Genomic DNA, 13,685 nt, shown 5'->3' with positions numbered 1-13,685 from the left:
CGTCGCACCCGATCAGCCGCGATAGACCGCCTCTGCGGCGATCATGCGGGCCTCCGCGCGCAAGCCGACGCGATCGAGCGCGGCAACGATGTGATAGAGATGCCGCGGCGTCATCTTGTCCCACCCGGTTCCCTGCATGCCCACCCCGGCGAGCAAAGCGACGAGCGCTTGGTTGTCGGCGGCCGCGGCGCTGTCGATCAGACGCGCCCAGTGCGTCGCACCGCCCAGGGACATGTTCAGCGTGTCGGAAAGATCGTCGCGCGTGCCCTCGTCGATGCGCCCGAGGCCGGCGAGCCCGGCGACGAGGAACTGGCTCCGGCGCTGGCCGCCGCTGTCGTCGTCCTCGACGAAGCTTCGCACTGCGCCGCCGCCGACGGAGTTGTCGCCGTCGAACCGCGCGAGCGCGAGCAGAGCCCAGCCAAGGCTACCCTCGGGCACCACGTTGCCCCATTCCAGCGCGTCGCGGTCCAGCCCCGCCGTCAGCATCGATCCGATCAGCGGCCCAGCGCGATCGCTCAGCGCTTCGGACGGCGGAATACGGGCGGCGGCGTAGGCGGTCAGCACCCGGCTGGCGTAATCCATCTCGCCCGTGCCCCACAGCCGGTCGATCGCCGCCACGCGCGCGGTGGGATCGGCAGCGACATAGGCGTTGCGCAATTGCACGGCCCGCGCGCCCAAATCCCCTTCGGTGCCGTTCTCGGCGTAATATTGGGAATACAGGTCTATCAGCGCATTGGCCGAGAAAATCCCGGCCCCGGTTCCGCGCATCATCCCCGGCATTCTGGCCGTTGCCGAAAGCGCAGGAGAGATCGCCGACGCGTACTGGAAGTATGAGTTTTCGTCGTCGGTCAGCCGGTCCGGAATCTCGGCGCCCAGCGCACTGGCGAGCGCGAACCGCCACGGCGTCAGCTCGTCGACGCCGTCCCATTCCAGATTGACCGCACCGCGGCTCTGCCCCGCCGCACCGGCGAAGCGCTGCGCCAGCAGCACGTCGATGTTCTCGACTGCATCTCCGCGCCTGATGCGCTTGAGATTCGCCCGAGCTCTTGCCGCTTCACCGGAATAGGCGGCGCAAATGTCGCGCAGCATGCGCCATTGCACGTCGTCGCGCATATCGCGGCTGAACCGGGCGAGCGGGCACGTTCCCAGGATATCGCCGGTGGCGAGGTAAGCGGTGATCGCAGCATCGGCGAGCGCGGGGCTCCAATCCACCGTATCGACATTCTGCGCCAACGCGCGCGCGGCGGGATATTCGCCGATGCGGTTCAGCAAACCGGCGCGCAGGGCAACGAATTCGGCCGGGTCCATATCCGCGGGCGCGGACAACCGGCTCGCCAGTACGCGACGCAGCAGGATATGGCCCCAGCGCGACACCAGCGGGCCCTTCGTACCGGTCAGGGCCGCGCGAACCAGCGCCGCCGGTTGGCGTCCCAGCGACCCTGTCGGCACCCCCCCTTCCCCGGGGCCGATAATGCCGACCTCCTCCATGGAGCGGCGGGCGGCGGGCGGAATGTCGGATTTCGGGCGCAGGCCCAGCAGCACATCGAGCTCGTCGGGATCGAGCCGTTCGAGGTCGCGCAGGGTCAGCCCGCCGCTCTCGCTTGCCTGCGCAGCCGGGGTCGTCGCCTGTCCGCTACCGCTTCCGGGCAATTGCTGGATCACCGGCGAAGACGTGGTCGTCGGCGCGGGGTTCGCGCTCGGTCGCGGTGCCGGGGTGGCGGGACGAGAGGCGGGCGTGGGGCTCGGCTTGGGCGCTGGGGTGGGCGTCGCCTGACGATAGGCATCGGGCAGCAGCGATTCGGGCGCATCCTGGGCCAGCACCAGGGTAGAAGTGAGCGCGAGCATGCCCGCGCCGGCGAGCACCAGGGTCTTCATGCGGCCGTTCATGCGTTAGCCTCCGGGACGGGCACCGGCTGGGAGATAGGCCGCAGGGGCTCTTCCCCGCCATCCCACCAGGCCCAGGCCAACAGCGCGACAACCGCCAGCAGCAGGCCGATCGAAAGCTTGCGCCAGCGCATAGGGTAATCCGTTTCCATCGATAGCAGGGCTTTGTTGCGTTTGCCCTAGCGCATCTCTACGCCCGGCGGCAATGGAGCCCGTATCCGCCAAGTTCACCGACCGTGAAATCGCCGCCGTCGCCGGTCGGATCGACCGCCCGATCGTGCTGGTCGGCCTGATGGGTGTGGGCAAGTCCACCGTCGGCAGGAAACTGGCGGAGCTGCTGAACTTCACCTTCGTCGACGCCGATGCAGAGATCGAAGCCGCATCCCAACAGACCATCCCGGAAATCTTCGACCAGTTCGGCGAGGATTATTTTCGTGACGGCGAGCGCCGGGTCATCGCGCGGCTGATGGAGGAGGGGCACGGCGTCATAGCCACGGGCGGCGGCGCTTTCGTGAACGACGAAACGCGCGACCTCGTCCTCGAACGCGGGATCGGCGTGTGGATCGACTGCGATGTCGAAACGCTGGTCGAACGCACCGCGCGCCGGTCCAACCGTCCGCTGTTGCAGGACGGCGATCCGGAAGAAATCCTGCGCAAGCTGAGCGATGCCCGCGCGCCGTCCTATGCCAAGGCGCCGATCAAGGTGCAGAGCAAGCCCGGGCCGCATGTCGAAACCGCGCTCGCCATTCTCGGGGCCATCGAACGATGGCTGTGATCCCGGTCGCGCTGGCCGGGCGCGATTACGAGGTTCACGTCGGGCCGGACCTGCTCGACCGGACGATGGAGCTCGCCCGCCCCTTCATCGAAGCGCTCGCCCCGCCCCGCAAGGTGCCGGTCGTCGCGGACCGCGAGGCAAGGCGCCATCACGGCGAGCGGCTGGAACGCTCGCTCGCATCCGGCGGGCGCGAAATCGCCTGGTACGACATCGAACCGGGCGAACGCTCGAAAAGCTGGGCGGAGCTCGAGCGGCTGACCGACTGGCTGCTGTCGCTGGGCGTCACCCGGGGCGAGCATGTCTTCGCACTCGGCGGCGGCGTAGTCGGCGACCTGACGGGCTTCGCCTGCGCCATCCTGAAGCGCGGCTGCGGGTTCGTGCAACTGCCAACCACGCTGCTGGCGCAAGTCGACAGCAGCGTGGGCGGGAAGACCGCGATCAACACCGCGGCGGGCAAGAACCTGATCGGGGCGTTCCATCAGCCATCGCTGGTGATTGCCGATCTTTCGACCCTGGAAACGCTCGCACCGCGCGAATTGCGAGCCGGCTATGCCGAGGTGCTGAAATACGGCGTTCTTGGCGATACGGCATTCTTCGACTGGCTGGCGGACCACGGTGCCGCCGCCCTGGCCCTTCAACCGGAGGCGCTGGAGCACGCCGTCGCGACCAGCGTGGGCGCCAAGGCGCGGATCGTCGCGGAGGACGAGCGCGAGACCACCGGGCGGCGCGCGCTCCTCAATCTCGGCCACACCTTCGGCCACGCGCTGGAGGCGCAGACCGGCTTTTCCGACCGGCTGCTCCATGGCGAGGGCGTCGCGCTCGGCATGGTGCTGGCGGCGCGCTATTCCGCCCCCGTGGCGATCTGTCGAGTCAGGATGCGGAGCGAATCACGCGCGCCGTCGACGCCGCGGGCCTGCCTGCCGAGATCGCCGCGCTGGGCCTGAATTGCACCGGTGCGGCCCTGGTCGAGCATATGCTGCACGACAAGAAGATGGCGGCGGGCACCCTCCCCTTCATCCTGCTGCGCGGGATCGGCGACGCCTATCTGGCGCGCGACGTCGAACTGAGCGACGTAGCCGCCTTCCTCGACGAGCAGATGCGCGCGCATTGACGCGGTGCACCCATTCTCGCTGGCGCTAAGGCGGGGAGAAGCGCATCGAGACGTCGCCGCCCCACGCAACAGCCCTCAGAACAGGCGCGAGCCGTTGGGTACGGACGTGTCGGGCGCGAACAGCACGACCTCGCCCGCCTCGTCCGCGAAGCCGAGCGTCAGCACTTCCGACAGCATCGGCCCGATCTGGCGCGGCGGGAAGTTGACCACCGCCGCGACCTGCCGCCCGACCAGTTCCTCGCGCGTGTAGTTGGCGGTGATCTGTGCCGAACTCTTGCGCTCGCCGATCGCGGGACCGAAGTCGATCCGCAGGCGATAGGCGGGCTTGCGCGCCTCCGGGAAATCCTCCGCCGCCACGATCGTGCCGATGCGGATGTCCGCCTTCAGGAAGGTCTCGAAATCGGTCTCTGGTGCGGGTGGCGCATCGGGAGCGTGGGAGAGGTGCATCACTCCAGTTCCAGGATTACCTCGTCCACCGCCAGGCTGTCGCCCTCGCCCGCATTTATCTTGGCGATGGTGCCTTCCTTCTCGGCGCGCAGGATGTTCTCCATCTTCATCGCCTCCACGGTGGCGAGCGGCTGGCCGGGCTGGACCTCTTCGCCCTCCTCGACATGCAGCTTCACCAGCAGGCCCGGCATCGGGCAGATCAGCATCTTGGAAAGATCGGGCGGCACCTTTTCGATCATATGATCGGCCAGATGCGCGATGCGGGTCTGGAGGATGCGAAGCTGATGCGTTCGGCCTCGCGTGGTGATGGCGTAACCGGTGCGCGTGGCCTTGAGCTGAAGGGTGAGCACCTCGCCAGTCTCGTCTTCGCCGCCGCCCAGTTCGACCTCGATCATGCTCTCGCCCGGCGTGTATTCCATGTCGAGCGCAACCGGTTCGCCATCGACCGTCACCGCGTCCTCTTCCAGCCGCACGTGATAATCGGTCTGGTCGATCCGCACGGTCCAGTCGCCCGGCGCGTAGAATTCGCTGTCGAGTTTCTGGTCGATCCGCCGCGCGCGGTCGGCGTCGGCGGTGGCGATCACCCCGCCCACCGCGGCGAGCCCGCGCTTCAGATCGTCTGACGCGGCCGCGCCCGCGAAACCGTCGGGATATTCCTCCGCGATGAAGCCGGTGGTGAGCTCCCCTGCGCGAAAACGCGGATGCTGCATGATCGCGGACAGGAAGTCGATATTATGCCCCGGCCCCTCCACGCGGAAGGCGTCGAGCGCCTCCACCTGCAGATCGGCCGCCTCGTCGCGCGTTTCGCCCCACGTCACCAGCTTGGCGATCATGGGATCGTAAAACATCGAGACCTCGCCGCCTTCGTAGACACCATCGTCCACGCGCACGCCGTGCACGCCGCGGCGGCCATTGGCGCTGCCGTCGTCGGTCCAGCCCTCCACCGGCGGGTCATAACGGACCAGTCGGCCGATGCTGGGCAGGAAGCCGCGATAGGGGTCTTCCGCATAGACGCGGTTCTCGATCGCCCAGCCATCCAGCTTGATGTCGTCCTGCCCGAACGGCAGTTCCTCTCCCGCCGCGACTCGAATCATCCATTCGACCAGATCGATGCCGGTGATCATTTCGGTCACCGGATGTTCCACCTGGAGGCGGGTGTTCATTTCGAGGAAGTAGAAGCTCTCGCCGGTCTCGTCCGCACCGCTGACGATCAGTTCGACCGTACCAGCGGAATGGTAATCCACCGCGCGCGACAGGGCGACGCACTGCTCGCCCATGGCCTTGCGCATCTTGTCGGTAACGAAGGGTGATGGCGCTTCCTCCACGACCTTCTGATGGCGGCGCTGGATCGAGCATTCGCGCTCGTTGAGATAGAGGATATTGCCGTGCTTGTCGCCGAGGATCTGGATCTCGATATGGCGCGGGTCCTCGATGAATTTCTCGATGAAGACGCGGTCGTCGCCGAAGCTGTTGAGCCCCTCACGCTGGGTCGCCTCGAACCCGTCCTTCACGTCCTGATCGTTCCAAGCGAGGCGCATGCCCTTGCCGCCGCCGCCCGCGCTGGCCTTCATCATGACCGGGTAGCCGATCTTGTTGGCCCAGGTGAGCGCGTCTTCGGTGTTCTCGATCGCGCCTTCGGAGCCGGGCACGGTGTTCACCCCGGCCTCGCGCGCCAGCTTCTTCGACTCGATCTTGTCGCCCATCGCCGCAATCGCGGACGCGGGCGGGCCGATGAAGACGATGTTTTCCTTCGCCAGCGCCTCGACGAAGCTGGCGCGTTCGGAGAGGAAGCCGTACCCCGGATGCACCGCCTCGGCCCCGGTCTGCTTGCACGCGGCGATGATCTTGTCCGCGACGAGGTAGCTTTCGGACGCCTGCGCGGGGCCGATATGCACCGCCTCGTCCGCCATCTTCACGAACGGAGCGCGCGCATCGGCATCGGAATAGACCGCCACGGTCTCGATACCCATACGGCGCGCGGTCTTGATGACCCGGCATGCGATTTCGCCGCGATTGGCGATGAGGATTTTCTTGAACATCTAGTCCTCCGGGACAGTTTTGGGTTCGCCGGACACCTGACTTACCAACAGCTCGCGCAGTTCCATGGTGCGTGCGTTCGTCAGGTCGGTCGTGCAATTATTGATCAGCATCGGCTGGAGCGACCCGCCTCTAACGTCGTAGCTCGCGTATCGACAGTGTTCGTCACGGTAGGTCAGCCACGCGCGTTGCGCCTTGAGCAATGTGTCCCAATAGCCCGCTTGATCATCCTCATACCTCACGTCAGCGTCCGCATTTTTTGCGACGGCCCGAACTTCCTTCCAGACTGCATTCATCGCGGCGTCGGCGCGATCGAAATCCCGCTTTGAACACATAGTCAGTGCAGTCTGCGTTTGGGGGTTCTCGCAATCGAGCTTCGGCTGGTTCGGTTGGGCGACAAGAAGAAGTGCGGCAAGGATCACTCCGCCGGCTCCACGACCTTGCACGCCCGCATCGGCTCCTCGCCCTGCAGCGCGGTCAGGCCCAGCTTCGCGAACAGCGCGCCGTCGCTGTCGTCGCCCGCATTGGGCGCGGTCAGCAGCTTGTCGCCGGTGAAGATCGAGTTCGCACCGGCGAGGAAGCACAGCGCCTGCGTCGCCTCGGACATCGACTCGCGTCCGGCGGAAAGGCGCACCATGCTCATCGGCATCGCGATCCGCGCGACCGCGACGGTGCGGACGAATTCGATATCGTCGATCTTCGCGAGCGGCGTGTCGGCCAGCATGTCGCCCAGCACCGTGCCCTTGACCGGGACCAGCGCATTGACCGGCACGCTCTCGGGATGCTGCTCCAGCGTGGCGAGCGTGTGGACGAAGCCGACGCGATCCTCGCGCGTTTCGCCCATGCCGACGATCCCGCCGCTGCACACGTTTATCCCCGCCTCGCGCACATTGCTGAGCGTATCGAGCCGGTCCTGATAATTGCGGGTGCTGATCACGCGCTCGTAATATTCGGGGCCGGTGTCGATATTATGGTTGTAATAGTCGAGCCCCGCCTCGGCGAGCATGTCCGCCTGCTTCGGCGTCAGCATCCCCAGCGTCATGCAGGTTTCGAGACCCATCTCGCGCACACCCTGCACGATCTTCACGATCGCGGGCATGTCGCGGTCCTTGGGATTGCGCCAGGCGGCACCCATGCAGAAGCGCTGCGATCCCGCATCCTTCGCCTGCGCCGCGCGCTGCAGCACGCCCTGCACGTCCATCAGTTTGGTCGCCTCCACCCCGCTGTCGGCATGGACCGACTGGCTGCAATAGCCGCAATCCTCCGGGCAGCCGCCGGTCTTGATGCTGAGCAGCGTGCACAGCTGGACCTGCTCGGGCGGATGGTTCTCGCGATGCACGGAGGCCGCGCGGAACAGCAGTTCGGTGAAGGGGAGGTCGAAGAGATCGGCGATCTCCTCGCGGGTCCAGTCGGTGCGGATTTGCGTCATACTGGCTTCCTAGCAAGATACAGGCCGATGGCCATCACCGCGATCCCCACCAGGCGCCTAGGCGTCAGCGAGGTCTGGATGACGCCCAGCAAACCGAAATGGTCGATCGTCGCCGCGGCGATCAACTGGCCGGTCAGAACGAAGAAGATCGCGTTGCCCAGACCGATCTTGGGCGCGGAAAATGCGATTGCGGTGGCGTAGAACAGCATGAAGACCGCCGCCCCATAGTGCCAGGGCTGATCGGTGACGAAAGCCGACCGCGCGGGAAAGCCGACGAATGCTAGGATCACTGTGCCGATCGCCAGCCCGACCGCAAAGGTCACCGTGGTCGCCGCGATCGGGCTACCAAGCTGCTGGTTCAACCCCGCATTAAGCGAGGCGAACACGGGTATGCCGAGCCCTGCGGCGAACATCATGGCCGCGATAGGCAGAAACGCGGTGCCGGTATGGGGCGCGGTCACTCCGCCGCATCCTCGAGTTCCTCATCGGGTGGAGGCATGTTGTGGCCGAGCAGGCGCAGCATGTCGGCCGCGCATTCCACCACGTTGGAGCCGGGGCCGTAGATGCCCTGAACGCCGGCCTCGCGCAGATATTCGTAATCCTTTTGCGGGATCACGCCGCCAGCGACGACCTTGATGTCGCTGCGCCCCGCTTCCTTCAGCAGCTCGATCAGTTCCGGGATCAGGGTCTTGTGCCCTGCAGCCAGACTGGACGCGCCGATCGCGTCGACGTCGTTCTCCAGCGCCATGTCCATCGTTTCGCGCGGGGTCTGGAACAGCGGGCCGGAGAGTACGTCGAAGCCCATGTCGGCAAACGCGCTGGCGATGACGTTGGCCCCGCGATCGTGCCCGTCCTGGCCCATTTTGGCCACGAACACCTTCGGCCTGCGGCCCAGTCGCCGTTCCACCGCTTGCACGCCCTGCACCACCTGGGCGTAGCGCGAATCGTCCGCATAGGCGCTGGCATAGACGCCCTTCACCGGGGTCGGCAGTGTGTCGTAGCGGCCGAACACGTCCTCCATCGCCTCGCTGATCTCGCCCAGCGTGGCGTCGTGCCGCGCGGCTTCGACCGCCAGCGCGAGGAGGTTGCCCTCCCGCTGCGCCGCCCCGCGGGACAGCGCGTCGAGCGCGGCCTTGCAGGCGAATTCGTCACGCTTGGCGCGCACGTCCTTCAGCCGCGCGATCTGGCTTTCGCGCACCGCGTGGTTGTCGATATCGAGCGTGTCGATCTCGTCTTCCTTGTCGCGGCGGTACTTGTTGACCCCCACGATCACGGTTTCGCCACGATCGACGCTCGCCTGCTTTGCGGCGGCGGCTTCCTCGATCTGGCGCTTGGGCGCACCGCTGGCGACATAGGCGGTCATCCCGCCAGCCGCATCGACTTCCTCGATCAGCGCCCTGGCTTCCTCCACCAGCTTGGCCGTCAGGCTCTCGACGTAATAGCTGCCGCCCAGCGGATCGACGACATTGGTGATGCCGGTCTCCTCCTCCAGCACCAGCTGCGTGTTGCGCGCTATGCGGGCGGAGAAGTCGGTCGGCAGCGCGATCGCCTCGTCCAGCGCATTGGTGTGGAGCGACTGCGTCCCGCCCAGCACCGCCGCCATCGCCTCTACCGTGGTGCGGATGACGTTGTTGTACGGGTCCTGCTCCTGCAAGGACACACCGCTCGTCTGGCAGTGCGTGCGCAGCATCTTGGACTTGGGGTTCTGCGCGCCAAGGTTGGACATCACGTCGTGCCACAGATGGCGCGCCGCGCGCATCTTCGCCACTTCCATGAAGAAGTTCATGCCGATGCCCCAGAAGAAGGACAGGCGCGGCGCAAAGGCATCCAGATCGAGCCCGGTTTCCATCGCACGCTGGGCGTATTCCTTGCCGTCGGCGATGGTGAAGGCGAGCTCCTGCACCGCCGTCGCCCCCGCTTCGTGCATGTGATAGCCGCTGATGGAGATGCTGTTGAACCGGGGCATGTGGTCGGATGTGTAGGCGATGATGTCGCTCACGATCCGCATGCTCGGCTCGGGTGGGTAGATGTAGGTGTTGCGGACCATGAACTCCTTCAGGATGTCGTTCTGGATGGTCCCCGACAGCTTGTCCTGCGACACGCCCGCACGCTCCGCCGCGACGATGTAGAACGCCAGCACCGGGATCACCGCGCCGTTCATCGTCATGGAGACGCTCATCTCGTCGAGCGGGATCTGGTCGAACAGTATCTCCATGTCGCGCACGGTGTCGATCGCGACGCCCGCCTTGCCGACATCGCCGCGCACGCGAGGGTGATCCGAATCGTACCCGCGATGGGTGGCGAGATCGAACGCGACGCTCAGCCCCTTCTGCCCCGCGGCGAGGTTGCGGCGATAGAAGGCGTTCGATTCCTCCGCAGTGGAGAACCCCGCATATTGGCGGATCGTCCACGGCCGATTGGCATACATGCTAGCGTAGGGCCCGCGTGTGAACGGCGCCACGCCCGGCACGCCCGGGTCGATCCCCTGCGTGTCCTCCGCCGTATAGAGCGGCTTCACGTCGAACCCCTCCGGCGTGTGCCAGGTGAGGTCGCGGCCCTTCACCTCCTTGTCGGCGCGGGCTTTCCAGTCGTCGTAGGTCGGTTTGTCTTGTGCCATCTCAGTTTCCGTTAGCATCCAGCCCCTCGGCTCATTTTGAGCCTGTCGAAGGGTCGTCCTTGGCTTCGTGAGGCTGGGCTAGAAGAAAGTACGGCCCTTCGACAAGGTCGGGACGAGCGCAAGGGCGATATTCCCCGGGCGATATTGCCCGCGCCGGTTAGGCTGTGGCGCTCTCGCGTTCCGACACGCGCCGGTGCCACGCCGAAAGGTTCTCCAGCCCGTTGGTCGGGTCGAGCCCGATGAAACCGGCGAAGTCGACCGTGGTGAGCAGCAGGATGTCGGCGGCGGAGAAGCTGTCGCCCGCTAGATAATCGCTGTTTGCCAGCGAAGTGTCGAAGAATGCCAGCGCCTCGGCCACGCGAGGGCGGTTTGCCTCGCCCCATTCCGCGTTGCGGCCGGGCAACGCGGCGGTGAAGGAATGCGTGTGGACCCACACCTGCGCGACTGGGGGCATCAGGATCATCTCGACCCGGCGGCACCACATCTCGATCTGCGCGATATCGAGCGGGGTGGTGCCGAACAGCGGCGGCTCCGGATGCAGTGCCTCTAGATAGCGCATGATCGCGACGCTCTCGGCAATCACCGTGCCATCGTCCAATTCGAGGATCGGCGTCTGCCCCCGCGGGTTCTTGGCGAGGTATTCGGGCGCTTTCTGCTCGCGCTGCGGGATCGAAACTTCCTTGGAGGGCAGCGCGATGCCCTTTTCGGCAGCGAAGATTCGCACGCGCCGCGGGTTGGGCGCGGGGTTGGGGCTATCGTAGAACAGCATCGGTATCCTCCCGCATCCCTCTCCCCTTGCGGGAGAGGATAGTGCAGCTTGGCCGCACGGCGGCCGAGCGAAACTTGGAGAGGGGGCGTGGCACGTCCCACCCTCTCCAACTGCGGCTAGCGAGCGAGCTCGTAAGCCTACGTATCCTCTCCCATACAGAGAGAGGAGCACACTCGTTCGATCAGTGCGCGCCCTCCTTCGGCGTTTCCATGATCTCGGTCAGCTGGCCCATCATGTCCTTGGGGTGGAGGAAGAAGATCGGCGTCCCATGCGCGCCGATGCGCGTGGGCCCGAGGATGCGCTTGCCCTTCCCCTCGAACCATTCGCGCGCCGCTTCGATGTCCTCCACCTCGTAGCAGACGTGGTGCTGGCCGCCGGCGGGGTTCTTGGCGAGGAAGCCGTTGATCGGGCTCGCCTCGTCGAGCGGCTCGATCAGCTCGATCTGAGTGCCCTTGCCGACGTCGCCCGCGCTGTCGGGCGTATCGACGAAGCAGACCTTCACGCCCTGTTCGGGCAGGTCGAACGGCTCGGCGATCCGCACCGCGCCCATCGTGTCGCGGTAGTAGGCAATCGAGTCCGCGATAGAAGGCGTCGCGACGCCGATATGGTTGAGGCGGCCGAGTTTCATGCGTCTGCTCCTGTCAATTCGTCATGCTGAACTTGTTTCAGCATCCAGTCTTTCTCATGCAATGCCCGCGCCTTCCCAAAGCTGGACCCTGAAACAAGTTCAGGGTGACGGAATTCGTGCCTCCGGCAAATTCCAGGGAGCGTTGACGCGGAAGACGATCAACGATCGTCTTCATTCAGAAAAGCGGACTCGACTTCGCTTAGCCACTCAGGGCCAAGCGACCGCTCAACCCCTGATGTCGTCATACCCGGATATCCAAAAAACTGCTTTGCCCCTTCGCGCATCATGTCCGCATCTGTCTCAGTCAGTTCGCTACTCGGATCATCCAGCTTCAGCTTAAGCGCACGATACTCAGCAAACTCGAACCCGGTGATTGCCTGCAATTCGTCGGGCCAATCTGACCATTCGGCGACAATATCCTCAAGCATCGCTCTGGCTACGTCACAACGGGATGTTGTCATGCTTCTTCCACGGGTTGGTCAGCTCTTTCCCGCGCAGCTTGCGCAGGCCCAGCGCGATCCTCCGTCGGGTCGAGTGCGGGTAGATGACTTCGTCGATATAGCCGCGTGAGGCGGCGACGAAGGGGTTGGCGAAGCGGTCTTCGTATTCCTTCGTCTTTTGCGCGATCTTCTCGGGATCGTCGCGGTCCTGGCGGAAGATGATCTCCACCGCGCCCTTCGCGCCCATCACCGCGATCTCGGCAGTCGGCCAAGCGTAGTTGAGGTCGCCGCGCAGGTGCTTACTCGCCATCACGTCGTACGCGCCGCCATAGGCCTTGCGGGTGATGACGGTGATCTTGGGCACGGTCGCCTCGGCATAGGCGAACAGCAGCTTGGCGCCATGCTTGATGATGCCGTTATGCTCCTGCCCCGTGCCGGGCAGGAAGCCGGGCACGTCGACGAAGGTCAGGATCGGGATTTCGAACGCATCGCAGAACCGCACGAAGCGCGCGGCCTTCTTACTCGAATTGATATCGAGCACGCCCGCCAGCACCATCGGTTGGTTCGCGACCACGCCCACCGTGCGCCCCTCGACCCGGCCGAAGCCGCAGATGATGTTGCCCGCATGCGCCGGCTGGATCTCGAAAAACTCGCCTTCGTCCAGCGTCTTACGAATGATCTCCTGCATGTCGTAGGGCTGGTTGGCGTTGTCGGGGATCACCGTATCGAGGCTCGGCTCCTCGCGGTCCCACGGATCGTCGGTCGGCCGCTCGGGCACGTCCTCGCGGTTCGACAGCGGCAGGTAGTCGATGAAATTGCGTGTCTGGAGCAAAGTCTCGATGTCGTTCTCGAAGGCGAGATCGGCCACGCTGGTCTTGGTCGTGTGCGTCACCGCGCCGCCAAGTTCCTCCTGCGTGACGACCTCGTTGGTGACCGTCTTGACCACGTCCGGCCCGGTCACGAACATGTAGCTGCTGTCCTTCACCATGAAGATGAAGTCGGTCATCGCGGGCGAATAGACCGCCCCGCCCGCGCACGGCCCCATGATCAGGCTGATCTGCGGGACCACGCCGGACGCCAGCACGTTGCGCTGGAACACCTCGGCATAGCCGCCGAGGCTGGCGACGCCTTCCTGGATACGCGCGCCGCCACTGTCGTTGAGGCCGATGACCGGGGCGCCGACCTTCATCGCCATATCCATCACCTTGCAGATCTTCTCCGCATGGCGCTTCGACAGCGAACCGCCGAAGACGGTGAAGTCCTGGCTGAAGACATAGACCAGCCGCCCGTTCACCGTGCCGCTGCCGGTGACGACGCCGTCGCCCGGGATCTTCTGGTCCTCCATACCGAAATCGGTGCAGTCGTGCTCCACGTACCGGTCCAGCTCCTCGAAGCTGTCCTCGTCCAGCAGCACTTCGAGCCGTTCGCGCGCGGTCAGCTTGCCCTTGGCATGCTGCGCATCGATGCGCTTCTGTCCGCCACCCAGTTCGGCGGCTTCGCGGCGACGTTCCATTTCGGCGATGTTATCGGCGGACATTCCTACCCCTT

Annotated in this window: 13 protein-coding genes and 1 pseudogene; 2 read left to right on the top strand and 12 right to left on the bottom strand. The window is 65.5% G+C overall.

Annotation, left to right across the window (positions count from 1 at the left end):
• Positions 1 to 12: 12 nt before the first annotated feature.
• Together F7D01_RS13460 and F7D01_RS13455 are read right to left on the bottom strand one after the other, a co-directional pair.
• Positions 13 to 1,887, bottom strand: a complete 1,875-nt coding sequence (locus F7D01_RS13460) for a hypothetical protein (protein ID WP_215227970.1) — start codon at positions 1,885 to 1,887, stop codon at positions 13 to 15.
• On the bottom strand, positions 1,884 to 2,036 hold the full coding sequence (locus tag F7D01_RS13455) for a hypothetical protein (protein WP_215227969.1): 153 nt from the start codon (positions 2,034 to 2,036) through the stop codon (positions 1,884 to 1,886). Before F7D01_RS13455 ends, F7D01_RS13460 begins: the two co-directional genes overlap by 4 nt.
• Positions 2,037 to 2,089: 53 nt before the next feature.
• Between F7D01_RS13455 and F7D01_RS13450 the strand changes: the two genes are divergently transcribed.
• Together F7D01_RS13450 and aroB are read left to right on the top strand one after the other, a co-directional pair.
• A complete protein-coding gene (locus tag F7D01_RS13450) occupies positions 2,090 to 2,659 on the top strand; it encodes a shikimate kinase (protein WP_215227968.1) in 570 nt (189 codons plus the stop codon).
• Positions 2,650 to 3,770: pseudogene (aroB, locus tag F7D01_RS13445) on the top strand (3-dehydroquinate synthase). Before F7D01_RS13450 ends, aroB begins: the two are co-directional and overlap by 10 nt.
• 75 nt (positions 3,771 to 3,845) lie before the next feature.
• Here aroB and F7D01_RS13440 read toward each other — a convergent pair.
• From F7D01_RS13440 to F7D01_RS13395, 10 genes are all read right to left on the bottom strand, one after another.
• A complete protein-coding gene (locus tag F7D01_RS13440) occupies positions 3,846 to 4,217 on the bottom strand; it encodes a tRNA-binding protein (RefSeq protein ID WP_215227967.1) in 372 nt (123 codons plus the stop codon).
• Positions 4,217 to 6,256, bottom strand: a complete 2,040-nt coding sequence (locus F7D01_RS13435) for an acetyl/propionyl/methylcrotonyl-CoA carboxylase subunit alpha (RefSeq protein ID WP_215227966.1) — start codon at positions 6,254 to 6,256, stop codon at positions 4,217 to 4,219. The genes F7D01_RS13440 and F7D01_RS13435 overlap by 1 nt, the downstream gene beginning before the upstream one ends.
• Positions 6,257 to 6,676: a lysozyme inhibitor LprI family protein gene (locus F7D01_RS13430; RefSeq protein ID WP_251566892.1), complete on the bottom strand. Its 420-nt coding sequence runs from the start codon at positions 6,674 to 6,676 to the stop codon at positions 6,257 to 6,259.
• Positions 6,673 to 7,683, bottom strand: coding sequence for a biotin synthase BioB (gene bioB / locus F7D01_RS13425; RefSeq protein ID WP_215227965.1), 1,011 nt, complete (start codon positions 7,681 to 7,683; stop codon positions 6,673 to 6,675). The genes F7D01_RS13430 and bioB overlap by 4 nt, the downstream gene beginning before the upstream one ends.
• Positions 7,680 to 8,144 (bottom strand): DMT family transporter, encoded by a 465-nt coding sequence (locus F7D01_RS13420; RefSeq protein WP_251566890.1) that lies wholly within the window; start codon positions 8,142 to 8,144, stop codon positions 7,680 to 7,682. Before F7D01_RS13420 ends, bioB begins: the two co-directional genes overlap by 4 nt.
• The gene (scpA, locus tag F7D01_RS13415) at positions 8,141 to 10,300 is read right to left on the bottom strand and encodes a methylmalonyl-CoA mutase (protein WP_215227964.1); all 2,160 of its coding nucleotides are present in this window, start codon (positions 10,298 to 10,300) and stop codon (positions 8,141 to 8,143) included. The genes F7D01_RS13420 and scpA overlap by 4 nt, the downstream gene beginning before the upstream one ends.
• Positions 10,301 to 10,457: 157 nt before the next feature.
• Positions 10,458 to 11,069 (bottom strand): glutathione S-transferase family protein, encoded by a 612-nt coding sequence (locus F7D01_RS13410; RefSeq protein ID WP_215227963.1) that lies wholly within the window; start codon positions 11,067 to 11,069, stop codon positions 10,458 to 10,460.
• 181 nt (positions 11,070 to 11,250) lie between these two features.
• Positions 11,251 to 11,697, bottom strand: coding sequence for a methylmalonyl-CoA epimerase (mce, locus tag F7D01_RS13405; RefSeq protein ID WP_215227962.1), 447 nt, complete (start codon positions 11,695 to 11,697; stop codon positions 11,251 to 11,253).
• Between the two features lie 158 nt (positions 11,698 to 11,855).
• Positions 11,856 to 12,125 (bottom strand): hypothetical protein, encoded by a 270-nt coding sequence (locus tag F7D01_RS13400; protein WP_215227961.1) that lies wholly within the window; start codon positions 12,123 to 12,125, stop codon positions 11,856 to 11,858.
• A gap of 13 nt (positions 12,126 to 12,138) precedes the next feature.
• The gene (locus F7D01_RS13395; protein ID WP_215227960.1) at positions 12,139 to 13,674 is read right to left on the bottom strand and encodes an acyl-CoA carboxylase subunit beta; all 1,536 of its coding nucleotides are present in this window, start codon (positions 13,672 to 13,674) and stop codon (positions 12,139 to 12,141) included.
• Positions 13,675 to 13,685: the final 11 nt, after the last annotated feature.

Source organism: Erythrobacter sp. 3-20A1M (assembly GCF_018636735.1).
Taxonomy (GTDB): Bacteria; Pseudomonadota; Alphaproteobacteria; order Sphingomonadales; family Sphingomonadaceae; genus Alteriqipengyuania.
The sequence above is the reverse complement of the archived record's forward strand: the minus strand, read 5'-3'. Positions and strand labels throughout refer to the sequence as shown.